Genomic DNA, 25,217 nt, shown 5'->3' with positions numbered 1-25,217 from the left:
CACATATATTTGATGTAGCGTGGCGTGATACGGCTCACAGTAGTCCAGTGTGCACTCCCCTGACACCGAGTTCCCGATGCCCGCACGACCACCCACAGAAGACCGAGGCCAGAAGTGTTCGACATCCTGACCGAAGAGCAGCGCGACTTCGCCAAATCAATCGATGACTTCTGCGCCCGTGAGGTCGGCAGCATCGAAAAGCGGCGCGAGCTCACCACCGAGGGCGGGACCCACTCGCCGGAGATCTACGCCAAGATGGCCGAACTCGGGTGGCTGGGGCTGACCGTCCCCGAGGAGTACGGGGGCTCCGACGCCGGCGCCGTGGAACTGTGCTTGCTGCTCGAGCACTCACTGCGCGGATTGGCCCCGATCGGCGGCATCGGCCCCACCCTCATCACGGCCGCCGCGTTCCAGAAGTTCGGAACGGAGGAGCAGCGCAAGCGCGCCCTTGAACTGGTCGTCAGCGGAGGAACCCTGTCCATCTCGATGTCCGAGCCGGGCGCGGGCTCCGATGTCGCCGCCCTGCGCTGCAAGGCCGAGCGCGACGGCGACAACTGGGTAATCAACGGCCAGAAGACCTGGTGCTCCAACGCGCACTTCGCGGACCGGATCCTGCTCGTGGCACGTACCGACTCGTCGGGCAAGAAGCACGAGGGCATCACGATGTTCGATGTGCCGGCCGACATCGAAGGTCTGCAGATCACCGGGATCGAGACCATGGGCGGCAAAGAGGTCAACGACCTCTACTTCACCGACGTCCGGCTCCCCGCCGACGCAGTGGTGGGCGAGGTCGGTGGCGGCTGGGGGCAGCTCATGACCGGGCTCAACATCGAGCGCCTCATCCTCGCCGCAATGCAGCTCGGTATAGCCCAGCGCGCGTTTGACGACTGCCTCGCGTTCATCAAGGAACGCGAACAATTTGGCCGCCCCGTCGGTACCTTCCAGGTCATCCGCCATCGGATGGCCGACCTGGCCACCGAGATCGAGGCCACCCGCCTGCTCGTCTACGCGGTCGCCAAGAAGGTCGATGAGTCCGACCCCGGTGCCTTGTTCCCGCGCGAGGCCTCAATGGCCAAGCTCAAGGCGTCCGAGCTGAGCAAGCGCGTGACGCTGGAGTGCATGCAGTCCATGGGCGGGTACGGGTACGCCACCGAGTACGGGATGGAGCGCCTCGTCCGCCAGGCCGTGGTCTCCACCATCTACGGCGGCACCAACGAGGTCCAGCGCGACATCATCGGTAAGACGCTCGGGCTATGAGCAGCCGCGGCGGGTGCAAGTGGAGCCGTCACACCCCACAATGGGGCACATGACCTCGACCCCGACGCGCCCGGTCCGTATCGCCGTCCAGCTCCAGCCTCAGCACTCGCCCGACTATGGCCTCCTCCGCGACGCCGTCCGCCGCTCCGAGGACGCGGGTGTGGACGTGGTCTTCAACTGGGACCACTTCTTCCCGCTCTACGGCGATCCCGACGGCGCCCACTTCGAATGTTGGACGATGCTGGCCGCCTGGGCAGAGCAGACCGAGCGGGTAGAGATCGGCGCCCTGGTCACCTGCAACTCCTACCGCAACCCTGACCTCCTCGCCGACATGGCCCGGACCGTCGACCACATCTCGGGAGGCCGCCTCATCCTCGGGCTCGGCGGCGGCTGGTTTGAACGGGACTACACCGAATACGGGTACGCGTTTGGCACCAAGGGCTCGCGACTCGACGACCTCGGGCACTCACTGGAGCGGATCGAGCAGCGCTTCGACGCGCTCACGCCCGCCCCGACGCGGGACATCCCCGTGCTCCTCGGTGGCGGTGGGGAGAAGAAGACCCTGCGCCACGTGGCCCGCCACGCCGACATCTGGCACTCGTTCGTGGACGTGGAGACCTACCGCCACAAGTCGGGCGTGCTCGCGAAGCACTGCGCGGACGTGGGGCGCGACCCCGGGGAGATCGAGCGGTCGACCGAGATCGGCGGCGCCAGGTCACCCGATGACGCGCGGCGGCTCGCCGATGATCTGCTCGCGGAGGGAATCACCCTGTTCACCGTGGGGCTGAACGGTCCCGACTACCCGCTCGACCTGGTCGAGTCGCTGGTCGCCTGGCGTGACGGACGCTGACCCCGCCTCGCCGGGTCAGCGCAGGGTGACCGCCCGGTCGACACGGCGCCACGCCCGGTAGGTCCGCCACGACGCCACCAGCATGAGCACCAGCACGATCGACGCGAAGATCGACGGCCGCCCGGTGGCGATCAGGCCCACCGCGTTGACCAGCGCCAGCACGGTGAAGAACCCGATGAACCCGCCGAGCACCTCCAGCTTCTGCCGGGACGCCAGGGCGTCGGCGCCGCGTCGAGCCACCGCCGGTCAGCTCTTCAGGCCGCCGGCGGTGAGGCCGGAGATGATCCGCCGCTGGAAGATCAGCACCATGATCACGAGCGGCACGGTGACGAGTGCTCCGGCGGCCATGATCGCCGCGTGCGGCGGGATGTACGGGTTGACGCCCGAGAAGCGGGCGATCGCCACCGTGACGGGTTCGGTCGAACCGTTCGACAGTTGCTGCGAGAGCACGAACTCGTTCCAGGTGATGATGAAGGCCAGGATCGCGGTGGTGAACAGCGCTGGCGCGGCGAGCGGGAGGATGATCTTGATGAACGCCTGTCCGCGGGTGGCGCCGTCCACGCGCGCGGCCTCCTCCAGCTCCCACGGCAGGTCATTGAAGAACGACGTGAGCGTGTAGATGGTCAGCGGCAGCGCGAACGAGATATTGGGGATGATGAGCGCCTGGTAGGTGCCGATCCAGCCGATGTCGGTGAACAGTTGGAACAGGGGCGTGACAAGCGCGACGCCGGGGAACATCGATGCGGCGAGGATGATGCCGGTGACGAAGAACTTCCCGCGGAAGTCGACGCGGGCCAGCGCGTACGCGGTGAACACCCCGAATGTCAGCGCCAGGGCGGTGGTGACCGAACTGATGATCACCGAGTTGATGATCGCGCCGAGGAAGTTGTTGCCCGCGTCGGTGGCGAGTGCTTCCTGGAAGTTGTCCATGGTGAGATGCGAGGGCACGGGGCTGGCGGAGAAGATGAACCGGTTGTCCCGGAACGCCGTGACGAGCATCCAATAGAACGGCGCGAGTCCCCAGACGAGGATGAGCAGGGCGCCGACATACGTGCCGACAGTACGGCCGAGGGGCTTGCGCGGGGGTCTGATCTCCTGGTCGTCCCGCGCGCCGGCGCCGGCGCGGGCGGGGCCGGGGATCGACGACGACGAGGTCGGCGGCATGCCCCGCGATGTGCTCGATTCAGGCGCTCGGTGGCTCACCGGATCTCCTCCTTGGTGCCCGTGCGATCTTCCACGACATTCGCGCCGAGGAATTTCACCATGATGTACGCGACAGCAAAGACCAGCAGGAACACCAGTGTCGAGATGGCGGAGGCGCTGTTGAAGTTGCCCATCCTCATCTCGTTGACCACCAGCATCGACACGGTCGCGGTGGGCGAGTTGGAGTTGGCGGACACCAGGATGACGGGCAGGTCGTACATGCGCAGCGCGTCGAGGGTGCGGAACAGGATCGCGACCATGAGCGCGGGACGCACCAGTGGCAGGGTGATCCTGGTGAACTGTTGCCAGCGGGAGGCCCCGTCGACGCGGGCCGCCTCGTAGACGTCACCGGGGATCATCTGTAGTCCGGCGAGGATGAGAAGCGCCATGAAAGGGGCGGTCTTCCACACGTCGGCCACGATGATGGCAATGCGGGCGTAGAACGGGTCGGTGGTCCACGCGATGGAGGTGCCCAGGATGGTGTTGGCGATCCCGTTGGGGGCAAAGATGAACGCCCACAGCTTGGCCGTGACGGCGGTGGGGATCGCCCACGGGACGAGCACAGCGGCGCGCAGGAGCGAGCGTCCCCAGATGTTCTTGCCCATGACCACGGCCATGGCGAAGCCGAGCACGGTCTCGAGCGAGACGGTCGTGACGGTGAAGAAAAGGGTGTTGCCCATGGCGGGCCAGAAGTCGACGGCCGAGACGCCGGGCGGGCAGGTGACCGTGCCGTCCCCGCCGGGCGCCGGGCACGCCTGGGTGAGCCAGTAGAGGTAGTGCTGGACGCCGGCAAACCCGCCGTCGGAGAACATGCCGGTGGCGGGGTCGAGACCACGATCGGCCATGAAGGACAGGTACACCGCACGGATAACCGGGTAGCCGATCACCACAGCGAGGATGACCAGGGCAGGGCCCACCATCCATACCGGTCGCCAGTCGAACTTCTTCTCGACCAATGGCGCCGCGGGCTTCTCGCTCGTCGTCATTGTCGCTCCTCACCGGCGTCGCGCCCACCCTCGTCACGGAGACCGGTGGGCCCCGGGAACGTTACCCGGGGCCCACCGGCCATGTATCGGTGACCGTCGGTCACCGGATGTGGTCGATCACTTGGCCTGGTTGATCGCTGCCGTCATGTCGGTGAGAGCCTGCTCGACGTCCTTCTCCCCGCGCAGCGCGGCGAACGTGTTGTCCTGGATCGCCTTGGACACGGAGGGGTAGAACGGCGTGACCGGGCGCGGCTGCGCGTTGTCGAGCGCCGCCTTCAGGGCCGGCATGTACGGGAACTCCTGCTGAAGCGCCGCGTCGTCGTAGATCGAGGACAGCACCGGCGGGAACGACTGCTCGGCGAAGCCCATCTGGACGTCCTCGGAGATGACGAACTCGAGGAATGCCCGGGCCGTCTCCTTGTTCTCGGAGAACACGTTGATCGCGTTGTTGTAGCCACCGAGGGTGGACTGCCCGGCCCCGTCCTTGCCGACGATCGGGGCGACCTGGAACTTGCCCTGGACCTGCGAGGTCGGGTCGGACTGTCCGGACTCGTACATGTACGGCCAGTTGTAGGAGTACATCGTCTCGCCGGCGAGGAAGGCCTGTGCGGTCTCCTCTTCGGTGAACGAATCGGACTGCGGGGCGATGACGCCGTTCTTGTAGGCGTCGACGAGGGCGGTCATGCCCTCACGTGCCTGGTCGGTGTCGAGCTCGGGCGTCTGCCCGTCGTCTCCCACGACCTTCCCGCCCCAGCTGTGGATGAACTGGGTGGCGGCGACGGTCAGCCCCTCGTACAGACTGAGCTGGGTCTGCAGGCAGTCGACATCGGCACCCTTGGCGGCCTCGCAGGACGCGACCAGGGCCTCCCAATTGGCGGGCGCCTCCGGCTGGAGGTCCGTGCGGTAGTACAGGAGCTGGGCGTTGGTGTTCTGGGGTACGCCGTAGAGCTTGCCGTTGTAGGTCGCCGAGTCGACAGCGGCCTCGATCAGGCCGGAGGTGTCTACCTCAGTGTCACCTTCGATCGGCTGCAGCCAGCCGTTGGCCGCGAAGTAGGCCGTGTCGGTGACGTCGAGCGCGAACACGTCGTACTCGCCACTCTCGGTCTGGAGTGACTGCGTGAGCGTGTCGCGCTGTCCGTCCTGCTCGGCGGGAAGCTCGCGGAGGGTGACCTCCTGGTCGGGATTCTCCGCGTTCCACTGCTCGATGACGGGCCGGAGCTTGTCGGTGTCGTTGCTGCCCATCGCGAAGGTGATGGGGCCGACGCCCGAGGTGCCGGAATCCGCCTGGTCGCTGGACTCGTCACCACCCGATCCACACGCTGCGGATACCAGGGCGACGATGGAGGCGGTCGCCGCCACCTTGAGGAACCTTCCGTGAACGGCCATGCGCTCTCTCTCCTACCTGTCGTGTCTCGGCTCCCTTCGGCGTATGCCGACGGGCAGTGAACCCGAGCCGTTGTGACGCGGATCTCACTGAGGACCTGCTGAGCGTAACCCACGGGACGGCGGTGGCGAGGGACCACGTGCGATGACATGGCCAACACGACGCCGCATTATGAAGTGATGGTCACGAAAGCGAAGTCACAGGCGACACTCTAGCAACAACGGTTGTTGCACCTGGCCCTGTGTGTCACCGTCGTCGAACTCCCGCGCGGTGAGAGGTCAGCGCAGTCTGAGACCCGACTCCACGTCGAAGAAGCGAACCTCGCCGTCGAGCGCCTCGAGATACATGGTGTCGCCCTTACGCGGGTGGTCGCCCGATTCCGCGCGGTACACCACCGGGTGGCCGTCACCGGTCGAACAGTGCAGGTAGCTGTCCGCCCCGAGCTCCTCGACCAGATCGACCGTCACCTTCAGCCCGTGGCCGTCCGAGACCATCCGGAGGTGCTCGGGCCGGACGCCGACGGTGACCCTCGACCCCGATCCCTCGGGCACGGGCTCGCGGAAGCCCGGGAGATCCACGGTGCCGTCGGCGACTGGGGCGTCGAAGAGGTTCATCGAGGGCGAGCCGATGAAGCCGGCCACGAAGGCGTTGACCGGGTTGGTGTACAGCTCGCGCGGGGTGTCGACCTGTTGGAGCATGCCGTCCTTGAGGACAGCGACGCGGTCGCCCATGGTCATGGCCTCGACCTGGTCGTGCGTCACGTAGATCATCGTGGTGTGCAGGTCACGCTGCAGCTTGGCGATCTGGGCGCGGGTGGCCACGCGAAGCTTGGCGTCGAGGTTGGACAGTGGCTCGTCCATGAGGAAAACCTGCGGGTTGCGCACGATCGCCCGACCCATGGCCACGCGCTGGCGCTGGCCACCGGAGAGCTCCTTGGGCTTGCGGTCGAGGTACGGCACCAGGTCGAGCATCTCCGCCGCGCGGTCGACCCGCTCGGCGATCTCCGTCTTGGAGGCCTTGGCCAGCTTCAGGGCGAAACCCATGTTGTCGCGGACCGTGTAGTGCGGGTACAGCGCGTAGTTCTGGAACACCATCGCGATGTCGCGATCCTTGGGCTCTGTCCCCGTGACGTCCTTGTCGCCGATGAGGATCCGGCCGGCCGCCACGTCCTCCAGTCCGGCGAGGGCCCGCAGGGTCGTGGATTTGCCGCAGCCGGAGGGTCCGACCAGAACGAGGAACTCCCCGTCGGCGATCTCCAGGTCCAGGCGGTCCACGCTGCGACGCGCGGCCCCCGGATAGACGATGGACACGTTCTCGAAGGTCACCGAGGCCATGAGCAGATTTTCCCTTCACCGGCAGGAACGTGCCGGACGATCCGAGATAGAGGGCAACACGACGACTGTAGCGGGCCGGGGCGGAGTTCACCGTCGCTGTGCCCAGAGTTCATCCGCGAGTGGTCCGGACTCGGCCGGCCGGTGGTCCGGCGCCCCTAGCGTGCATGCATCCACTACGACTGTCGACAACTCTAGGAGACCCCGATGTCCGTCCGCCGCCTACTCCCGATCGCCAGCACCCCATCGCCGGGGATCTCCAACCGCCAGCACGTGACCTGCGTCTACAAGTGCGGCGACCAGTGCGCCGCACCGGTGCCCAACACCACCGCCAACCCCTACTTCGGCGAGATCGCCACCCGGATCAGCCGCCGCGGGGCGCTCAAGGCCGCGGGGGTCGTGGCGTTGGCGGTGGGCGCCAGCCAGGTACTGCCCGCGACCGCCGCGGCGCGGGGCTCGTCCGCCGCCGGCCCGCTCGGCCCCACCGGGTCGATCGGCGGGGCCACCATCGATACGTCGTTCACCCCGGTCGCACCCAACACCGCCGACGCCGTCACGGTCCCGGACGGGTACACCAGCGACGTGGTGATCCGCTGGGGCGACCCCGTGCTGCCGGGGGCGCCGGAGTTCGACTTCGAGAACCAGACCGCCGCGGCGCAGGCCATGCAGTACGGCTTCAACTGCGATCTGGCCGTGCTGCTGCCGATGGACGGTCGGGACGAGCGCTTCCTACTCATCGTCAACCACGAGTACACGACCGAGCCGTCGATGTTCCGCGGGTACGATCCCTCGGCGCCGACCCGCGAGCAGGTCGAGATCGCCTGGGCCGCCCACGGATTGACCGTCGTCGAGCTGGCCAGCCGCGCCGGCGACGGCGGGCTCGACCCCGTCATGGGCTCGTACAACCGCCGGATCACCGCCACTACCCCGTTCGAGCTGCGCGGCCCGGCCGTCGGTGCCCTGACCCGGACCACCGCGGACCCGACCGGCACGCGGGTCCTGGGCACGCTGAACAACTGCGCCGGCGGGCACACCCCGTGGGGCACCGTGCTGTCCGGCGAGGAGAACTTCAACCAGTACTTCGGCACCGCAGGGGCCGTCACCGACCCCGGGCGCCTCGAGGCCCTGCGCCGCTACGGCGTATCCGTCTCCCGCTCGGGACGGCGGTGGGAGGATTTCGACGCCCGGTTTGACCTGGCCGCCGAGCCCAACGAGGTCAACCGCTTCGGCTATGTCGTCGAGGTGGATCCCTGGGATCCGGACTCGACCCCGGTCAAGCACTCCGCGATGGGCCGGTTCAAGCACGAGGGTGCCAGCATCCACGTGACCGGTGACGGCACGGTCGTCGCCTATTCCGGTGACGACGAGCGCTTCGACTACCTCTACAAGTTCGTCTCCAGCCGCCGGATCACGCCCGGCACCTCGTCGGCCGCGCGGGCCGAGAACATGAGGATCCTCGACGAGGGCACCCTCTACGTGGCAACGTTCGCCGGCAACTCCCCCGCCGCGGAGATCGACGGCTCAGGGGCGCTTCCCGCCGACGGCGCGTTCGACGGCACCGGCACCTGGATCCCGCTCATGACCGTCGCCGCCGGCGGGAGCGCCGTCTCGCACGTGCCGGGCATGACGGCGGAGCAGGTCGCCGTGTACACCCGCATGGCCGGGGACCGGGTGGGAGCCACCAAGATGGACCGCCCCGAGGACGTCGAACCCAACCCGAGCACCGGCAAGGTCTACATGGCGCTCACCAACAACACCCGCCGCACCGCCCCGGGCGTGGACGAGGCAAACCCGCGGCATGACAACAAGCACGGGCAGGTCGTGGAGATCACCGACGACCACGCCGGCACCACCTTCGGGTGGAACCTGCTCCTGGTGTGCGGCGACCCGGCCGAGGCGGACTCCTATTTCGGCGGGTTCGACAAGTCCAAGGTCAGTCCGATCTCCTGCCCCGACAACGTCGCGTTCGACCCGGCCGGCGGGTTGTGGGTGTCCACCGACGGCAACGCCCTCGGCTTCAACGACGGCCTCTATTCGGTGGCCACCGAGGGCCCGGACCGCGGAAGGACCACGCTCTTCCTCACCGTCCCGGTCGGGGCCGAGACGTGCGGCCCGCTGGTGTTCGAGAACCGGGTGATCGTCAACGTCCAGCACCCCGGCGAGAAGGACGGTGCGTCGATCGAGAACCCGGCCTCGCACTGGCCCGACGGCGGGACCTCGCAGCCGCGGCCGTCGACGGTGGTCGCGTGGCGGAACGGCTTCTCCGGGGGCACCGGCCCCCTCGGTTCGGGGTCACTCGGCTCCGGCTCCCTGACGACGGGCCGGTTCGGATCCTGACGGCCCGGGGGCCGGGTCGTCAGGCCCGACTCCCGACCCCCGTGTACGCCAGGCCGCGCTCGGCGCAGGCGGCGATCGAGGCCGCGACTCCTTCCGGGTCGTCCGACATCGGGACGTGCCCATCGGCGCTGATCTCCACCCTCGCCTGCGGGAACAGGCGCGTGGCGAGAGCGACCTGCCGCACAGGCAGAACCAGGTCGAACCGTCCCCACCGGATCGTGATCGGCAGGTTCTCGTCAACGGGTGCGGAGAAGAGGAACGCGCGGCGGTCGGCGCGATCGAGCACGGTGTTCGAGACGATCGCCTCACTGTCGATGGCCGCAGCCTCCGCGGGATACCGCCATGGTCGGGCGCAGAACACGGCCATCATCACCGCGCGCCCGGCGGCGCGCTCGGTGAGCACGGGCACGTGCCGACCTAGTCCTCGGGCCGCCCGGCGCAGACTCCGGAAGACGGCGACCGTGTAGCGCCACTCGGCCTGCGAGCGGAAGAACCCGGCGGGCGAGAGCGCGGTCACGCTACTGGCCAACCCACGTGCGCCCAGCTCGAGCGCGAGGAAGCCGCCGAGGGAGTTGCCCGCGATGTGCGGGCGCTCCCCGGCCGGGACGACCTCCTCGAGAAGGGTCACCAATTCCGCGACGACGTGGTCGAGCACGTCGCCGGTATCCGGCAGGTCCGCGGACCTCCCGTGTCCGGGCAGGTCCACGACCACCACTCGGAACCGGTCGGAGAGCAGCGGCACCACCGGGTCCCAGGCGTGCGCCCGGTGGCACACACCGTGGAGCAGCACGATGGTGGGGCCGGTCCCGGTGATCTGGTGATACAAAACCATGCGAGAAGTGTCCACCACCGGCGGAGGTGACGCCCCACAACTTGAGAAGTTGGGCCTAGATTCGGTGCCGCGAGGCCTCCGGGGGGAGGCCGGTGTCAAGGGGGCAGGGGTCATGGAGACGACGACGAGTGATCCGGTGGCACGGGAGAGCGCGCCCGCTCTGGGGCTCGCCGAACAGTTCCGCCCCATCCTGTTGCGCCTTGACCTGCTGGTCCGGCGGCAGAGCACCCAGTACGCGTTGAGCAGGGCACAGACCTCCATCCTGCACACTCTGGCCTGTCACGGGCAGCTGCGGATGTCTGACCTCGCCCGCCTCGAGAACGTCCGGGTGCCGACCACCAGCAACTCGGTGAGCGTTATCGAGGCCATGGGCTATGTCGAGCGTGCACCGGATCCTTCCGACCGCCGTGGGGTCTGTGTCCGCCTCACGGACCTGGGCCGCACCCGCATCGAGCAGGTTCTGGCCGATCGCGACCGCGACTTCGCCGAGCGGATGTCGCACCTGTCCCCCGAGCACCTCGACCTGCTCTCGTCGGCGGTGCCCGCCCTCACCGCCCTGCTCGACGCGTTCGACGGCGACCCGATCGGTCATCCCGTCTAGCCTCGGGGCATGAGCACAGTTCTGATCACGGGCGCCTCCCGCGGGATCGGGGCGGCCACCGCCCGCGCGTTGTCCGCCCACCACGACCTGGTCCTGGTGGGACGGGACGCCGAGGCACTGCGGGCGGTGACCGCTGACTGCGCCTCTGCCCGGGTGGTGGAGGCCGACCTCACCACCGCCGACGGAGTTGCCAGGGCCGCCGACGGAATCGGCCTGCTCGACGGCCTCGTCCACTGTGCCGGGGTCGCCGACCTCGGCCGGATCGACCAGTCCGACGCGGGGCAATGGCGCCGCGCGTTCGAGGTCAACGTGCTGGCCGTGGTCGAGCTGACCCGGGCACTGCTCCCGGCACTTCGCGCGGCGCGAGGCCACGTCGTCGTCGTCAACTCCGGCGCGGGGACCACCGCCAAGCCCGGCTGGGGGTCCTACAGCGCCTCGAAGTTCGCACTCCGCGCCGTGACCGACACACTCCGCGGCGAGGAACCCGAACTGCGCGTCACCTCGATCCACCCCGGCCGCGTCGACACCGACATGCAGCGCGCGATCGTCGCCGACGAGGGCGGGACCTACGACCCGACCGCCTTCCTCCGCCCCGAATCAGTGGCGACCGCCGTCCGGCACGCGCTGGACTCCACCCCGGATTCGCACCCCACGGAGGTCGTCCTGCGGCCGCGCCCGCACTGATAGACCCAATCGGCTGAGAGGAACCGCGATCCGCGCGCCGTATCGCCGAGCGTGTCGTAACGTCGATCACATTATGGCCAGCCCGGATCCCCCCCTGCGCATCACCGTGATCGGTGCGGGCGTGGTCGGCTGCTATCTGGGCGGCCGGCTCGCCAGTCACGCCGACGTGACCCTGGTCGGGCGCGACCAGGTCATCGACCCGATCCGGTCGGTCGGCCTGACCGTGGAATCCGGCGACGGCGAGCGGGATCGCCTCCACATCCCCGCCGACGCCCTCACCCTGGCCACCTCCCCCCACGCGGTCCGCCGGTCAGACGTCGTGCTGGTATGCACCAAAGCCGGCCAGACCGCTGCCGCCACCGCCGAGTTCAGACCGTATCTGCGCCCTGACACTCTGGTCGTGGGCCTGCAGAACGGCCTGCACTCGGCCGACCTCATCCGCGAGTTGCTCGACACGACCACGGTGATCCCCGGCGTCGTCCCGTTCAACGTCGCCCGTACCGGACCGGCCACCTACCGGCGCACGTCCACCGGGGTGATCCGGCTGGCCGAAAACCCGCTGGCGATCCCGCTCATCCGTGCCATGACGGCGGCCGGGTTGCAGGTGCGGTCGACGGACGACATTCAGGCCGTCCTGCACGGCAAGGTACTGCTCAACCTCAACAACGCCGTCCAGGCGCTGTCCGGTTTGCCGCTGCGGGCCGAACTGCTGGACCGGGACCTGCGGCGTTGCGTAGCCCTGTGTCAGACCGAGGCCAACCGGGTGTTCACCGCGGCCGGGGTGGTGCCGCGGGTTCCGCTCGCCGTGCCCCCCACCGCGTTACCGGTGGTGATGCGCCTGCCCACCCCACTGTTCCGCCGCCTCGCCCGCGCCGTGATACGGGTCGACGCCGACGGCACGTCGTCCATGAACGACGACCTCATGCGCGGCCGGCCCACCGAGATCGACGTCCTGCAGGGCAAGGTCGTGAAGATGGCCCGCCTGCTCGGACAGGAGGCTCCCGCCTGCGCCAGGATCGTCGAGCTCGTGCACGAAGCCGAGGAGGCGGGCGAGGACCGCCGGTTGTGGACGGGTCGAGAGCTACTCACGGAGCTGAAGCGGGCCCGGCGCCGAGCCCGCCGGCTGGCCAGGTTGCAGTAGATCACCGGCCAACCGACCTGACAATCAGTCCTCGTAACCAATCGAGAACGCGGCCTCGAGGTCGTGCTTGGACTGCGTCCGGAACGCGATGTGGGTCTCGGTGTCCAGCACCCCGGGGACCTTGTTGAGACGGTCGGAGACGATGTCGGCGATTTCCTCGTTGCGCCGGGCACGCACCAGCACGATGAGGTCGATCGTGCCGGTGACCGAGTACACCTCGGAGACACCGTCGATCTCGGCGATGGCCCCGGCGACCTCCGGGATCCGCGCCGTCTCGGCGTGGACGAAGACGATTGCGGTGATCATGGCCTCAAGGCTAATGGAGCGGGCGAACGGTGCGCGCCCTGATCCCGGGCCAGTTCCTCCACGATGGACCCGATCGACGATCAGCTCATGTTCTCCGGGGTCCAGTAGGCGCGCATCGAGGCGACCTTGCCCTGCTCGTCGTGGGTCATGAGGTCCCACACGTTGATGGTGGCCTTGGCGCCCTCGCCGAAGTGGGTGGTGATCTCGAAGTTGAACAGCAGGTCGTTGCCGCACACGCGCGCTTCGAGCACCTCGCCGTCGATCTTCATCGCCACGACGGAGGAGTAGAACTCGCGGATGGCCGCCTTGCCCTCGTGGACGGTGCCGTTGCCGACCGGGTCCTCGACGGTGGCGTCCTCCGCGTAGAGGGCCATCACGGCCTCGAGGTCGCCGGCGGTCAGTGCCGCGATGTAGGAGTCGGCGGTGGAACGGATCTGTTCGGGTGAGGCGCTCAAGGCGGTGGCCCTTTCGGTGACGACGACGAGGTGCACCCCGAGCCTAGAACGTGTTCTCGTGGTCTGGGTCGGACCGGGCGGAACAATCGCCTCGTTCGTGACTTGCATCACTCGGTTCACATGTTTACGCTCCCTGTCACCACCTGGAGCAGGTGTGACCGGCCCGGAAGCGGGGGTACGCCATGTCCACACAGCAGAGCTCTCCACGACCCTCCGAGGAGGAGTCGTTCCACACTGGCCGGGTGGTGATCATCTCGATGGTCGCCGCACTCGGCGGCTTCCTCTTCGGCTTCGACACCGCAGTCATCAACGGCGCGGTGGACGCCGTCCAGGGGACGTTCGAGATGAACGCCGGCCTGACCGGCTTCGTCGTCTCATCAGCCCTGCTCGGCTGCATCGCGGGCGCGTATCTCGCCGGGCGTCTGGCCGATCGGTGGGGCCGCACCCGCGTGATGATCCTCGCGGCGGTCCTGTTCGCGCTCAGCGCGCTCGGATCCGGGTTCGCGTTCGGCCCCTGGGACCTCATCGTCTGGCGCATCGTCGGCGGTCTCGGGGTGGGGGCCGCCTCCGTGATCGCCCCGGCCTACATCGCCGAGGTCGCCCCGCCCGCTATCCGCGGCCGCCTGGGGTCGCTGCAGCAACTGGCGATCGTCTCCGGCATCTTTGTCGCCCTGCTCTCGGATGCGTGGCTGGCAGGCGTGGCGGGCGGCGCGATCGAGCAGCTGTGGCTGGGAGCGGCGGCGTGGCGGTGGATGTTCTGGGCGGAGGTGATCCCCGCAGCGACCTACGGAGTGCTCGCGCTGACGATCCCCGAATCTCCCCGCTACCTCGTGGGCCAAGGGTTGGTCGACCGGGCACGCGAGGTCCTGCGGTCCATCCAACGGGGCGGGGTCGATAACCGGATCCGCGAGATCAGCGCGACGGTCAGCGCCGACCAAAAGCGGTCATGGCGCGACCTCGTGAAGCCGGGCGGGGTCAACCTGCTGCCCATCGTGTGGATCGGCATCATCCTGTCGGTCTTCCAGCAGGCCGTGGGCATCAACGTGATCTTCTACTACTCCACCTCGCTGTGGCAGTCGGTCGGTTTCACCGAGGCGGACGCGCTCACCCAGACCGTCATCACGTCCATCACGAACATTGTGGTGACGATCGTGGCGATCTCGCTCATCGACCGGATCGGTCGACGCAAGCTTCTCATCACCGGCTCCCTGGGCATGACGATCTCGCTGGCCGTCATGTCCGTGATGTTCAGCACCGCCACCATGGGACCGGGCGCCGACGGCGAGCTCGCCCCGCAGCTCGGTGACACTCAGGGGCTGACTGCGCTCATCGCCGCCAACGCCTTCGTCGTGTTCTTCGGCATGTCCTGGGGCCCGGCGGTGTGGGTGCTGCTCGGCGAGATGTTCAACAACCGCATCCGTTCCGCGGCGCTGGGACTCGCTGCGGCCGCGCAGTGGCTGGCGAACTTCGTCGTGTCCACGGCGTTCCCGCCGATGGCCGAATTCAGCTTGACGTTCACCTACGGCTTCTACGCCGTCTCCGCACTGCTGTCCCTACTGTTCGTGGCCAAGTTCATCCCGGAGACGACCGGACGCTCGCTCGAGGACATGTAGGTGGCGGGGTCGTCGTGAGCACCGGACAGCCCGAGACGGTCACCCAGTGCGCCACCTGCGGTGTCGAGCGCGCGGAGCCACTGCCACAGGTGTGCCCGATCTGCTCCGACGAACGCCAGTTCGTGCCTGCGGGCGGCCAGCGCTGGACCACTCCCGAGCAGGCCCGGGAGCAGGGCGCGTGGATTGAGTTCGACGAGCGCGAGACGGGTGTCATCAGCCTGGTTCACAGGCACTGTCCGGGGATCGGACAACGGCCCGCTCTCCTCCGCACCGACCACGGAAATGTGCTGGTCGAGGCACCCAATTACATCAGCGAGGACGCGGTCGCCGCGGTGCGCGGGTGGGGCGGGATCGCCGCCATCATCGCCTCACACCCGCACATGTACGGTGTGCAGTCCCTGTGGTCGGAGGCGTTCGACGACTGCCCGGTCTACGTCTCCGCTCCGGACGAGCACTGGCTGGGTCTGCGCCCTCGCCACACAGTGGTGTGGGGCGGGGGGCATGGCGGCGACGGAGTGGAGATCGTGCCCGGGGTGCACGCATCGCAGCCCGGTGGACACTTCCCCGGCAGTGCGGTCGTCCACTGGACAGCCCCGGACGGCAAGGGGGTGCTCTTCACCGGCGACACCATCGGGACCGTCGCCGCCGAGGGGTGGGTGACGTTCATGCGGTCCTTCCCCAACTGGATGCCACTGTCGGGGGCGGTGGTCCGCCGGATCGCGGCCCACGTGGCGCGCTACGACTTCGATCGTCTCTACGGCAACTTCGGCGGGTGCGTCCCCCGTGACGCGCGAGCCGCCGTCGAGCGCTCGGCGACGCGGTACGCGGACTGGGTCGAGGGCAGGCACGACCACCTGACCTGAGTGGACCGCGACCTCGGGCGGTCACCCGCCCGAGGTCGCCATCGTCATCCGAGTGCGGCGTATCAGTGGGCCGCGTTCACGAGCGAGTACTTGCGGCCACGCTCCTCGCGTTCCCACCTCACCCCGTCGGCACCCTTGGCCTTGAGCTCCCGCTTGAGGACCTTGTTGGTGGCGGTGCGGGGCATCGTGTCCACCACGTTGACGTAACGAGGCCACTGCTTGGTGCCCAGGTCGGGCTGCGCCTCGAGGAACTCCCCGAACGCGTCCGGGTCGAGCGGACCGTGCAGGACCAGCGCGACCGCCACCTGATCGCCGGCGGACTTGTCGGGAACCGCGTAGACCGCGGCCTCCGCGATGGCCGGGTTGCGCAGCAGAATGCGCTCGATCGGCGCAGCGGCGATGTTCTCCCCGTCCACCCGCAGCCAGTCGGAGGTCCGTCCGGCGAAGTAGACGAAGCCCTTGGAATCGCGGTAGGCGAGGTCTCCGCTCCAGTACTTCCCGTCGCGCATCCGCTCCTGCTCCGCTTCGGGGTTCTTGTAGTACCCGACGAACGAGCCCGCACCGGTGATGTTGGCGAACTCGCCGATCGCCTCGTCCGGGTTGAGCAGGGCGCCGGTCTCGTCGAACTCGGCGTCCGGCGTCTCCTCCCCGGTCGCGGGGTTGAGGACCTTGGTGTCGTCGAACGGCAGTCCGAGGCTTCCCTTGGGCATGTCGGGGACGCGCGAGACGATAACAGCCCCCTCCGTGGAGGAGTAGGTGTCCACGACGTCGCATCCGAACCGCTCGGCGAACAGGTCGATGTCCTTGTCGTTCGCCTCGTTGCCGAACACCAGCTTCAGCGGGTTGTCCGCGTCGTCCGGCTGCTGCGGTGTGGACATGACATAGGACAGCGGCTTGCCCACGTAGTTCGCGTAGGTTGCGCCGTACTTGCGGACGTCGGCCAGGAACCGGGACGCGCTGAACCGGTTGGCCAGCGCCATCGTGCCGCCGATCGCCAGCATCGGCGCCCAGCCCGCCATGATCCCGTTGGAGTGGAACATCGGCATCGAGAGGTATCCGATGGTCTCAGCGGTGAGACCAAACCGGGTCGTGAGGTAGACCGACGGGCCGGCGACCTTCTCGTGGGTGACCTTCACGGCCTTGGGGGCGCCGGTGGTTCCGGAGGTAAAGATCAGCATGAACAGCGAGTCGCCGGTGACCGACACGTCGGGGACCTCAGCCGACTTCTCTGCCTCGAGCGCATTACGCCACGTGTCACCCGAGCTACGCAGCGCGGTCACCGAGGTTCCCGTCTCCGCGAGCTGGTCCGCGTACGCATCGTCGACCAGGACCACCTGGCAGTCGCTGTGCTCGATATCGGCGCGCAGGGAATCACCACGGCGGGTGGGGTTGAGCCCCACGATCACCTTGCCCGACAGCGCCGCGGCGCCGAGGAGGAACACATACTCCGGCGTGTTCTCCATGAGCACCCCGATGTGAGGGGGCTTGTCGGCGTCCATATAGGCGTCCAGTGCGGCGGAGCGAGTCACCGACTCCCTGAACACCTCCGCCCAGGTCCATCGGCGATCGCCGGCGAGAACCGCGGTCGAGTTGTCGTCGGCGCGGGCCAACATGAGGTCGCGCAGGGTCAGTACGGATTCGAGTCGGCTCGTCTCCATGGGGGCTTCATACGCCATCGTTTTTCTCCTTCTAGTGGTTAGGCAGGGCGGTCGCCGTGCCGGTTCGTTATGTCCGCGTTCGGTGCCGGTCCGGCGTCCGCCCCTGGCTCAGCCGCGGTCGGAAGCCGGCCGGTACCGCAGGAGGGTGATGTCGCGGTCGGGATAGTCGCAGAAGACAGGCTCAACCCGCATGCCGATGCTCAGATCCTCTGGGTCCACGTCGACCATCTCGGTGCTCAGGCGTGGGCCTTCATCCCACTCGACGACGGCCAGGATCTGCGGCAGCGAATCGGCCCACGGTGGAGCGGTGGGTCGCTCGGCGACCGTGTAGGTGTAGAGCGTTCCCTTGCCCTCGATCTCGCGCCACTCGAGGTCATCCGCCAGCGTGCCCGGTGCGAGCACCCGCGGGTAGAAGACATACTGCTCCGACGACGGGGAGTACTGGATGCGGATCCGGTGCTCACGCAGGCTGTCCCAGAACGGCGCGGTGACCGGGGTGGGCTCGGGGAACGGCTTGTCCATGGTGCTCATGTTCACTCTCCCTGCAGGATCAAGGCGACCTGCTCGCTCATGATGCCGCCGTTGCCGGTGACGAACGCCGTATTGCAGTCCTTGACCTGCGCCTCGCCCGCTCGACCCATCAACTGCCGGGCGCCGTCGACCACGTGGTGCATGCCGCCGGCCATTCCGGCCTGGCCGTAGGACAGCTGGCCGCCCGCGGTGTTGAGCGGGAAGTCGCCGCGGTACGTCAGGTCCCGCTGTTTGACCCACTCCATGCCGGTGCCCTTCTCGCAGAAGCCGGCATCCTCCAGGCTCATGAGCACGGTGATGGTGTAGCAGTCGTAGATCGACGCCATGTCGATGTCGGAGCGCTCCACGCCGGCCATCTCGAAGGCCGTGTCGGCGGCCTGCTTGATGGGCGTACGCACCATGTCCTCGGCGTAGGTCGGGGTCTTGAACGAGATCCGCTCGCCGAAGCCCTTCACCCACACCGGGCGGTTCTTGGACTTGCGGGCTACGTCGGCGTTGGCGACGATCACGCCCGCTCCGCCCTGCACCCGCATGACCACGTCGAGCATCCGGATGGGGTCGGCGATCATCGGACTGTTCATCACGTCGTCGAGCGTGATCGGCTTACCGTGGAAAACCGCGCCCGGGGTGGCCAGCGCGTTGGTCCGCTGGTCCACGGCGATCTTCGCGGTGGATTCCGGGTCGTAGCCGAACTCGGCGGCATAGCGCCGGGCGATCTGGGCGTACGGGGCGTTCTGCCCAAGGTTGCCGTAGGGGATCTCGAACTCGGCCTGGGGGGAGCCGAAGTTGTTGCTCGAGGCGCCGAAGTAGCCCGGGTCCTTGGGCGGGCGCTGCTGCGAGCGGGGCAGCATGTACGACCCGGGGACGATCACGAGCACCGCGTCAGCGATTCCGAGTTCCACCGCGGCGGCTGCGCGCCAGACCATGCCGGCCGCGGTGGCGCCGCCGAGATCCACGCGCTCACCGAAGTTGAGCGGCACGCCCAGGTACTCCGCGAGGGTGGCCGGGACGAACATGTCAGATTCGGCCAGTCCGTGCGCGACGAGTCCGTCGATCTGCGACGCGTCGATGCCGGCGTCGTCGATCGCCATCTTGGACAGCGTCGCCCACTGCTCGATCGTGAACTGTTCCGGGCGCGTCTGCTTGCGCTGCGAGGGCAGCTCGCAGAATCCGATGATTGCGGCGTCACCGCGCAGGCCGCTCACTCCTGGGCCTCCGTCCGACGCGGCAGGGCGACCGTCGCGGTACCCGGCATGAGCAGTTCTCCCTCGCGCTCTCCGCGGATCTCGAGGTCCACCAGCGCCTGGCCGTCCTCCTCGCGGGTACCGGTGACGGTGCCGACGAAGTCGAGCTGGTCACCAGCAAAGGCGACCGCCCGGTTCTGGGCCGAGTAGGTGACGAGCCTGCCGGAGCCGCCCATCCAGTCGGTCACCGCACGCGCGAGTAGCGCTGCCTGCAGTGGGCCCTGGACCAGCGGTCCCTGGTAGCCCTCGACGTCGACCGCCCAGGTCTTGTCGTAGTGGATCCGGTGCGCGTTGTACGTGGCGGCGCTGAACAGGAACATCTGCGTCTCGTCTACGGACGTTCTCAACGGGGTGATCGTGTCACCGACGTTGACGTCCTCGAAGTACACCTGGTTCGCCATCGCGTTCTCCCTCAACTCGTGTCCTTCCGTCATGGCCGCGCGATCATCGACGTGGTCGCCTCGGCGACCAGTTCACGACGCTGGTTGATGTATTCCGTCTTCCAGGTGACGAGGACGAAGCGACCCGAACGACCCTGCTTCTCGACGATCGACTCGACCCGCCGCTCGGAGGTGATCACGTCGCCGTCGTAACACGGGCGCAGAAAGGTCGTGCTCTCCCCGCCCGCCATCCGCTTGGGCGCGTCCGGGAACTGCAGGTTCCCCGACGCCGCGCCCGAGGATCCGTCCTCGCGCAGGGTGTCCAGGGGTGTCACCCCGAGGATCGCGTACTGCACGTAGAGCGGCGGGCAGATCACGTCCGCGTAGCCGTGCTCACGGGCGTAGTCGGCGTCGAAGTACAACGGGTTGTCCTCGCGAACCGACACGGCCCACCGTTGCCAGTCGCGCTTCACCACAGCGCCGGTCGCGGTGGCCACGACGGTTCCTATCGTCGCCTTGGCCTCATCTGGGATGAGTGAACCCTCTTGTTCTGACATCGAATGTCCGCCTTACTGTCTCGTCATCATTGTCGTTACACCGACCGGGATTTCCCGGCTGATCACGCGATCTGGTGGTCGGTGACCAGACCGCGTTGGACCAGGTCGTCGTACTTCTGCTCGGAATAACCGAGCACCTGTCGGTACACGTACTCGTTGTCTTCACCGAAGCCCGGCAGCGGTCGGCCGAACGCGAGGTCGAAGCCCTCGGCGCGCCACGGGTGACCGGGGTAGCGATGCGTCCCCACCGAAGGGTGGCTGCGCTCGCGGAACCAGCCCCGGGCGGCGAGGTGTGGGTCGGACAGTAGCCTGTCCTCGCTCATCACCTCACCGGCCGGAACACCGATTCCCTGGAACTCTCGGACGGCCTGCTCGGCCGGGCGGGCCAGGCACCAGCCGGCGAGCACCGCCCGGATGGCGGCGGAGTTCTCGGCGCGCAGGGCGGCCGTCTCCCCCATCCCCGCCAGCCCGTCGGGATCAACCAGGTCGGCCAGGGTGGCCCAGTCCCGGTCGTCGCGGACCGAGAGCGCCAGCCAGCGGTCGGTGTCCGCGGTCAGGAAGACGTCCTGGAGCATGTGCGGGTCGGTGTTTCCCCGCACCTCCGGATTCCGCTGGTTCATCTGGTAGTCGAGGATGAATTCACCGATCTCCGCCATCACGGCCTCGGCCTGCGGGAATTCGATGAGACCCCCGGCACCGGTGCGTTCGCGGTCCCGCAGGGCGGCCATGACGGCGAACGCGACTCCGGCCGGGGCCGCCTCGTCCATATGGTAGTTCTCGCCAGCCGAATCCGGGTCCTCGCCCTCGTAGCCGTCCATTGCGGCGATCCCGACGAGCGAGTTGAAGTTCGGGCCGTACCCGAGGTAGTTGCTCATCGGGCCGCTCATCCCCATGGGTGGCATCCGGACCACGATCAGCCGCGGGTTGAGCTCCAGCAGCTCCTCGTGGCCCAGTCCCAGCTTCTCCAGGGTTCCGTTGGCGTTGTTCTCCACCAGCACGTCGCTCTCGGCGAGCAGCGCGAGCGCCGCGGCCCGGCCCTCCGGGGTCTCCAGGTTGGCGCACGCCGCGAGCTTGTTCCGGGAGTGCCAGTTGAACAGCGCGGTGCGGTCGTACGGCCGTTCGCCCGGGTCCTTATCCGGGTAGGTGCCGCCGTGGTACCCGGTGGATTCGATGAGCTCCTTGGTGGTCTTGGCGGAGACCTGCCGGCTCGCACGGTTGTTGCCCTCGAGCCGGATGACCTCTGCGCCGAGGTCACCCAGCAGCGCTGTCGCACCCGGGCCGGACCACACCACGGTGAGGTCGACGACGCGCACGCCCTGGAGCGGATACGTTCCGACCGTCTCACTCTCGGCCCGCCCAACCGTCTCCTCGCCGTGCCCCGTAGGACCCTGGTCGCGGAGTTGCGCGCCGTGCTGGTCCAGCAGCGGCGCGGCCGTGTGCACGGCGTGCCCGTTGCGCATGCGCCACGGTGCGCCGGTATAGGTCAGCGTCCCGACGACGGGGTGCTCCACCTCGGTAAACGCCCCGCGGCCGCGAAAATGCTCGTGCTCCAGCAATTCGGAGACAGTGAGGAACGCGGTCACGGGGATCCGGGCCGCCTCGCAGCGCTCCATCAGGTCGATCTTGGTGCCCGCCAGGCACCAGCCGGCGATGTAGTCCATGAAGTCGTCGCGGTCCTGCCCGGACACGGTCTGGCGGCCGTGGAAACGCGCGTGGAACTCCGGATCGTCGGCGCCAGCAAGGTCGATCAGCCGGTTCCAGAACACCTGGTTGGTCACGTAGATCATCACAAAGCCGTCGCTGGTGCGGAACGGTCCGGTGAACGTCGCCCCGTGCCGGTGCGGGCTGCGCACGCCGCGCGGCGCGACCATCCCGGAGTACGACGCCGACAGCAGGTAGGAGGCGCGCCGGTCCGCGCCCGACAGCAGAACTTCCTGCCCGGACACGTCAATCACGGAGCCGGTCCCGCCGCGGGCGGCGAAGATTCCCGCCATGGTGGCCTCGCCCGCGGTCCGCCCGATCGTGTAGTGCTCGAGCAGTCCGGGCTTGCGAAGTGGGGCGCGATCGGCGGCGCCGGTCGCGTTCATCGGGCCCCCGGCGGCCTGGATCACGATGCCCGTAGCCTCCCGGTCCCGGTTGGGACCGTCCTGCCCGAAGGCGCTGATCCGGGTGATCACCAGGCGCGGATTGCGCTCGTGCAGCACGTCCGGGCCCAACCCGAGCGACTCGAGGTGCCCGGGCCGAAAGGACTCCACCAGCGCGTCCGCGGTCTCGACGAGCCCGAGCAGTACCTCCACGTCAGCGGGGTCCTTGAGGTCCAGCGCGACGGAGCGCTTGTTGGTGTTGAGGTGCAGGAACAACGCGCTCGCCTCGGGGTCGGGCACGTCCCCCGGGAAGGGGCCCCACTGGCGAGTGAGGCTGCCCTCTCCCGGCTTCTCGACCTTGATGACGTCCGCGCCGAAATCCGCGAAGAGTTTGGTGGCGTACTCGCCCGCCGCCCATCGCGCGAGGTCGAGGACCCGCAGGCCCGACAGCGCCTGGGGCTGCGCCTGGGTCCGGGTCGGTGCCTTATCCGACAAGGCCGATCTCCTCTTCCAGCCAGCGTGCGGCCACATCGGCGGTGCCGCCGCGAATCTCAGAGACCTTGGCGCGCTCGGACCACAGGTGCAGGTCCGTCTCGCGAACGTAGCCCATGCCGCCGTGCACCTGGTGCGCGTTGAGGGTGGCCCACTTGTAGGCCTCGCTCGCGTGCATCTTGGCGATCGCGACCTGGCGGCCGGCCCGCTCGCCGCGGGCGAGCCACCACACTGCCGAGGCGGCGGACAGCCGCGCGGCCTCGACCGCGATGTGGATGTCGGCCACGATGTGCTGGACCGCCTGGAAGCTACCGATCGGGCGACCGAACTGGTGCCGGGTGCGCACGTAGTCCACCGTCCGCTCCAGCACCTCGGCGCCGCCGCCGGCCATCTCCATGCACTGCAGGGCGGTGACCACGTCGGCCACCCAGCGCACCTCGTCGAGAGCCAGCCCGGCCTCGTCGGTGCCGGTCAGGACGCGCTCGTCGGGGACGAACACGGCGTCGAGTTCGACGCGACACTGGTGCTCGCCCGCGATCGTCGGCTGCCGGGTGCTGGTCCAGCCCTCGGAACCGGGGGACACGAGCATGCCGAGCACGCGGTCGGGCTCGGCGAAGACCGTGGCCGTGGCAGTGGTGAGCAGGAGCTCGGCCAGGTCCGCGTTCTCGACAAAAGGCAGCACGCCGCTGAGGGTCCAGCCACCGTCGACCCGCGTGGCCGTCAACTTGGGGCGCACGTCATGGGCGTCGGCGGCGTCCCAGAGGGCGACCGTGGCCCGCAGGTCTCCACCGGCGACGCGAGGCAGGTACTGCTTCCGCAGGTCCGGACCAGCGAGACGGTCGAGCGCGATGCCGAACGAGAGGGTGCTGTAGACGATGGACGGGCACAGCGCCCGGCCCGCCTCCGAGTACACGATGCCGAGCTCGTTGAGTGTCGCACCGGAGCCGTCGAACTCCTCGTCGATGGCCATCCCGAGCACTCCGAGCTCGGTCAGTGCGCGCCAGAGCGAGTCCGGGAACGCGGGGGCGGCTCCGTCGGTGCCGGTGGTCTTCCACTGCCTGACCAGTTCCGGGGGGCATTCCTTGGTGAACACCGACCGCAGTACCGATCGCAGTTCGTTCTGCTCCTCCGTGGGAACGAGCCTCATGACTTCCTCCTGTTGGCTTCGTCTGTGTGACCCGGTGCGTCTGTGTGACCCATTGCCTTTAAGTGACCCACGTGTCAGCGTCCTCCGCGCGGCAGTGCGTGCCCGCGCTGGGCGATGGCGTCTCGGAGCACTTCGTTGGCACCGGCACCGAACCGCAGTAGCGGGGCGGCCCGGTACAGGCGTTCGAACTTTCCGGAGAGCGGCGCCCCGTCGGTGCCCACCTCGAGCACACCCGCCATGCCGAGCACCTGGGTGCCGACGTCTGCGATCCGCTGCCGCAGCTCGCTGGAGAAGATCTTCTCGGCGGCGACGAGCACGGACGGGATGGTGCCGTCCTCGAGCAGGGACGAGGCCTCGAAACCCATGAGTCGGGCCGCCTCCACGTCCGCGTCGAGCTGGGCGATCTTGCGACGCAGCGTCGGGTCGTCGATCGGTCGTCGGCCGTCGGGTCGCTCGTCCTTGGCCAGCTCGAGGAGCTCGTCGACCGAGCGTCGCAGGTCGCCGACGTTGGTCAGTGCGCCGCGCTCGAGGTCGAGAGCGCCCGTGATGTAGCGCCAGCCCTGGTTGACCTCGCCGATGAGGTTGGTCGCCGGCACCCTGACGTTGTCGAAGAAGGTCTCGTTGGTGCGGTAGTCCGACCACGCCATGATGGGCCGGATGGTGACGCCCGGCGCATCGATCGGGACGATGATCACCGAGATGCCCTTGTGCTTGGGCGCGTCCTTGTCGGTGCGCACGCACAGCCATTCGTGGGTCACGCGCTGCGCCATGCTGTTCCAGATCTTGGAGCCGTTGATCACCCACTCGTCCCCGTCGAGAACGGCCGTGGTCCGCAGGCTCGCCAGGTCGGTTCCGGCATCCGGCTCCGAGTAACCGACGGCGCAGGTCATCTCGCCGCGCGCGATCGGGGGCAGGAATTCCTGCCTGTTCTGCTCGGTGCCGTGACGCATGATCATCGGCGCGACCGAGGTCACGGTGAGGTCCGGTCCCGGGACCCCCCAGTACTCGAACTCGCTGACCAGCAGGTGCTGGTAGACGGCGCCCAGTCCGAGCCCGCCGAACTCGACTGGCCAGTTGAGACCGAACCAGCCCTTTTCACCGATCTTCTTTCGGAACTTGGTGACCTCGCCCCCGAGGAACTCGATGTCGTGTTCGGCCATCTCGGCCCGAAGCTCTGGGGTGACGTTTTCCCGCAGGAAGTCACGCACCTCTTCCAGCCAGCGCTTCTGGTCTGCATTCAGTTGGAAGTCCATGTCAGGTCGCCTTTGATCAGGGTGTCTG

The 25,217-nt window shown here is 68.3% G+C and carries 24 protein-coding genes; 8 read left to right on the top strand and 16 right to left on the bottom strand.

From position 1 onward, the window contains the following. Positions 1-114 precede the first annotated feature (114 nt). The gene (locus tag FQ137_RS03150; RefSeq protein ID WP_149291092.1) at positions 115-1,257 is read left to right on the top strand and encodes an acyl-CoA dehydrogenase family protein; all 1,143 of its coding nucleotides are present in this window, start codon (positions 115-117) and stop codon (positions 1,255-1,257) included. A gap of 49 nt (positions 1,258-1,306) precedes the next feature. Then, complete coding sequence (locus FQ137_RS03145; protein ID WP_149291091.1) at positions 1,307-2,107, top strand: LLM class F420-dependent oxidoreductase; 801 nt, start codon at positions 1,307-1,309, stop codon at positions 2,105-2,107. 15 nt (positions 2,108-2,122) lie between these two features. Here FQ137_RS03145 and FQ137_RS03140 read toward each other — a convergent pair whose 3' ends face one another. From FQ137_RS03140 to FQ137_RS03120, 5 genes are all read right to left on the bottom strand, one after another. Continuing rightward, positions 2,123-2,347, bottom strand: coding sequence for a hypothetical protein (locus FQ137_RS03140; protein ID WP_149291090.1), 225 nt, complete (start codon positions 2,345-2,347; stop codon positions 2,123-2,125). 6 nt (positions 2,348-2,353) lie between these two features. Beyond that, positions 2,354-3,310, bottom strand: coding sequence for a carbohydrate ABC transporter permease (locus FQ137_RS03135; protein WP_255583497.1), 957 nt, complete (start codon positions 3,308-3,310; stop codon positions 2,354-2,356). Next, positions 3,307-4,296, bottom strand: coding sequence for a carbohydrate ABC transporter permease (locus tag FQ137_RS03130; RefSeq protein WP_149291089.1), 990 nt, complete (start codon positions 4,294-4,296; stop codon positions 3,307-3,309). Before FQ137_RS03130 ends, FQ137_RS03135 begins: the two co-directional genes overlap by 4 nt. A 117-nt stretch (positions 4,297-4,413) precedes the next feature. Beyond that, positions 4,414-5,682: an ABC transporter substrate-binding protein gene (locus FQ137_RS03125; RefSeq protein WP_149291088.1), complete on the bottom strand. Its 1,269-nt coding sequence runs from the start codon at positions 5,680-5,682 to the stop codon at positions 4,414-4,416. 276 nt (positions 5,683-5,958) lie between these two features. Beyond that, positions 5,959-7,014, bottom strand: a complete 1,056-nt coding sequence (locus FQ137_RS03120; RefSeq protein ID WP_149291087.1) for an ABC transporter ATP-binding protein — start codon at positions 7,012-7,014, stop codon at positions 5,959-5,961. Between the two features lie 204 nt (positions 7,015-7,218). Between FQ137_RS03120 and FQ137_RS03115 the strand changes: the two genes are divergently transcribed. Continuing rightward, positions 7,219-9,348: a PhoX family phosphatase gene (locus FQ137_RS03115; protein ID WP_149291086.1), complete on the top strand. Its 2,130-nt coding sequence runs from the start codon at positions 7,219-7,221 to the stop codon at positions 9,346-9,348. Positions 9,349-9,367: 19 nt separating this feature from the next. Here the strand turns inward: FQ137_RS03115 and FQ137_RS03110 are convergent, their stop codons facing one another. Then, the gene (locus FQ137_RS03110; RefSeq protein WP_149291085.1) at positions 9,368-10,180 is read right to left on the bottom strand and encodes an alpha/beta fold hydrolase; all 813 of its coding nucleotides are present in this window, start codon (positions 10,178-10,180) and stop codon (positions 9,368-9,370) included. Between the two features lie 112 nt (positions 10,181-10,292). Between FQ137_RS03110 and FQ137_RS03105 the strand changes: the two genes are divergently transcribed. From FQ137_RS03105 to FQ137_RS03095, 3 genes are all read left to right on the top strand, one after another. Beyond that, the gene (locus FQ137_RS03105; RefSeq protein ID WP_149291084.1) at positions 10,293-10,781 is read left to right on the top strand and encodes a MarR family winged helix-turn-helix transcriptional regulator; all 489 of its coding nucleotides are present in this window, start codon (positions 10,293-10,295) and stop codon (positions 10,779-10,781) included. A gap of 9 nt (positions 10,782-10,790) precedes the next feature. Next, positions 10,791-11,465, top strand: coding sequence for an SDR family oxidoreductase (locus tag FQ137_RS03100; protein ID WP_149291083.1), 675 nt, complete (start codon positions 10,791-10,793; stop codon positions 11,463-11,465). A 73-nt stretch (positions 11,466-11,538) separates the two neighbouring features. After that, complete coding sequence (locus FQ137_RS03095) at positions 11,539-12,606, top strand: 2-dehydropantoate 2-reductase (protein WP_149291082.1); 1,068 nt, start codon at positions 11,539-11,541, stop codon at positions 12,604-12,606. 24 nt (positions 12,607-12,630) lie between these two features. On the opposite strand, the gene FQ137_RS03090 is transcribed toward FQ137_RS03095, so the two are convergent. Together FQ137_RS03090 and FQ137_RS03085 are read right to left on the bottom strand one after the other, a co-directional pair. Then, positions 12,631-12,912, bottom strand: a complete 282-nt coding sequence (locus FQ137_RS03090; protein ID WP_149291081.1) for an Lrp/AsnC family transcriptional regulator — start codon at positions 12,910-12,912, stop codon at positions 12,631-12,633. A gap of 80 nt (positions 12,913-12,992) precedes the next feature. After that, positions 12,993-13,367 (bottom strand): SgcJ/EcaC family oxidoreductase, encoded by a 375-nt coding sequence (locus FQ137_RS03085; protein WP_149291080.1) that lies wholly within the window; start codon positions 13,365-13,367, stop codon positions 12,993-12,995. Positions 13,368-13,549: 182 nt separating this feature from the next. On the opposite strand from FQ137_RS03085, the gene FQ137_RS03080 reads away from it, so the two are divergent. Both FQ137_RS03080 and FQ137_RS03075 read left to right on the top strand, forming a co-directional pair. Then, on the top strand, positions 13,550-14,980 hold the full coding sequence (locus tag FQ137_RS03080) for a sugar porter family MFS transporter (protein ID WP_149291079.1): 1,431 nt from the start codon (positions 13,550-13,552) through the stop codon (positions 14,978-14,980). A gap of 14 nt (positions 14,981-14,994) precedes the next feature. Further along, positions 14,995-15,843, top strand: a complete 849-nt coding sequence (locus tag FQ137_RS03075) for a hydrolase (RefSeq protein WP_149291078.1) — start codon at positions 14,995-14,997, stop codon at positions 15,841-15,843. A gap of 62 nt (positions 15,844-15,905) precedes the next feature. Here FQ137_RS03075 and FQ137_RS03070 read toward each other — a convergent pair whose 3' ends face one another. The 8 genes from FQ137_RS03070 to FQ137_RS03035 all read right to left on the bottom strand — a co-directional run bounded on the left by FQ137_RS03070 (position 15,906) and on the right by FQ137_RS03035 (position 25,189). Then, a complete protein-coding gene (locus tag FQ137_RS03070; protein ID WP_255583496.1) occupies positions 15,906-17,519 on the bottom strand; it encodes a long-chain-fatty-acid--CoA ligase in 1,614 nt (537 codons plus the stop codon). A gap of 90 nt (positions 17,520-17,609) precedes the next feature. Further along, positions 17,610-18,032: a Zn-ribbon domain-containing OB-fold protein gene (locus FQ137_RS03065; protein WP_149291077.1), complete on the bottom strand. Its 423-nt coding sequence runs from the start codon at positions 18,030-18,032 to the stop codon at positions 17,610-17,612. Between the two features lie 2 nt (positions 18,033-18,034). Then, positions 18,035-19,237 (bottom strand): thiolase family protein, encoded by a 1,203-nt coding sequence (locus FQ137_RS03060; RefSeq protein ID WP_149291076.1) that lies wholly within the window; start codon positions 19,235-19,237, stop codon positions 18,035-18,037. Beyond that, a complete protein-coding gene (locus FQ137_RS03055) occupies positions 19,234-19,677 on the bottom strand; it encodes a MaoC/PaaZ C-terminal domain-containing protein (RefSeq protein ID WP_149292614.1) in 444 nt (147 codons plus the stop codon). Before FQ137_RS03055 ends, FQ137_RS03060 begins: the two co-directional genes overlap by 4 nt. A gap of 29 nt (positions 19,678-19,706) precedes the next feature. After that, positions 19,707-20,213 carry a MaoC family dehydratase N-terminal domain-containing protein gene (locus FQ137_RS03050; protein WP_149291075.1) on the bottom strand — a complete coding sequence of 169 codons (507 nt, stop codon included), beginning with the start codon at positions 20,211-20,213 and terminating at the stop codon, positions 19,707-19,709. 62 nt (positions 20,214-20,275) lie between these two features. Further along, positions 20,276-22,792, bottom strand: a complete 2,517-nt coding sequence (locus FQ137_RS03045) for a CaiB/BaiF CoA-transferase family protein (protein ID WP_188064745.1) — start codon at positions 22,790-22,792, stop codon at positions 20,276-20,278. Then, positions 22,782-23,936, bottom strand: coding sequence for an acyl-CoA dehydrogenase family protein (locus FQ137_RS03040; protein WP_149291073.1), 1,155 nt, complete (start codon positions 23,934-23,936; stop codon positions 22,782-22,784). The genes FQ137_RS03045 and FQ137_RS03040 overlap by 11 nt, the downstream gene beginning before the upstream one ends. Before the next feature lie 74 nt (positions 23,937-24,010). Continuing rightward, complete coding sequence (locus tag FQ137_RS03035) at positions 24,011-25,189, bottom strand: acyl-CoA dehydrogenase family protein (RefSeq protein ID WP_149291072.1); 1,179 nt, start codon at positions 25,187-25,189, stop codon at positions 24,011-24,013. Positions 25,190-25,217: the final 28 nt, after the last annotated feature.

Source organism: Dietzia sp. ANT_WB102 (genome assembly GCF_008369165.1).
Taxonomy (GTDB): domain Bacteria; phylum Actinomycetota; class Actinomycetes; order Mycobacteriales; family Mycobacteriaceae; genus Dietzia.
This window is presented reverse-complemented; position numbering and strand designations above follow the sequence as displayed.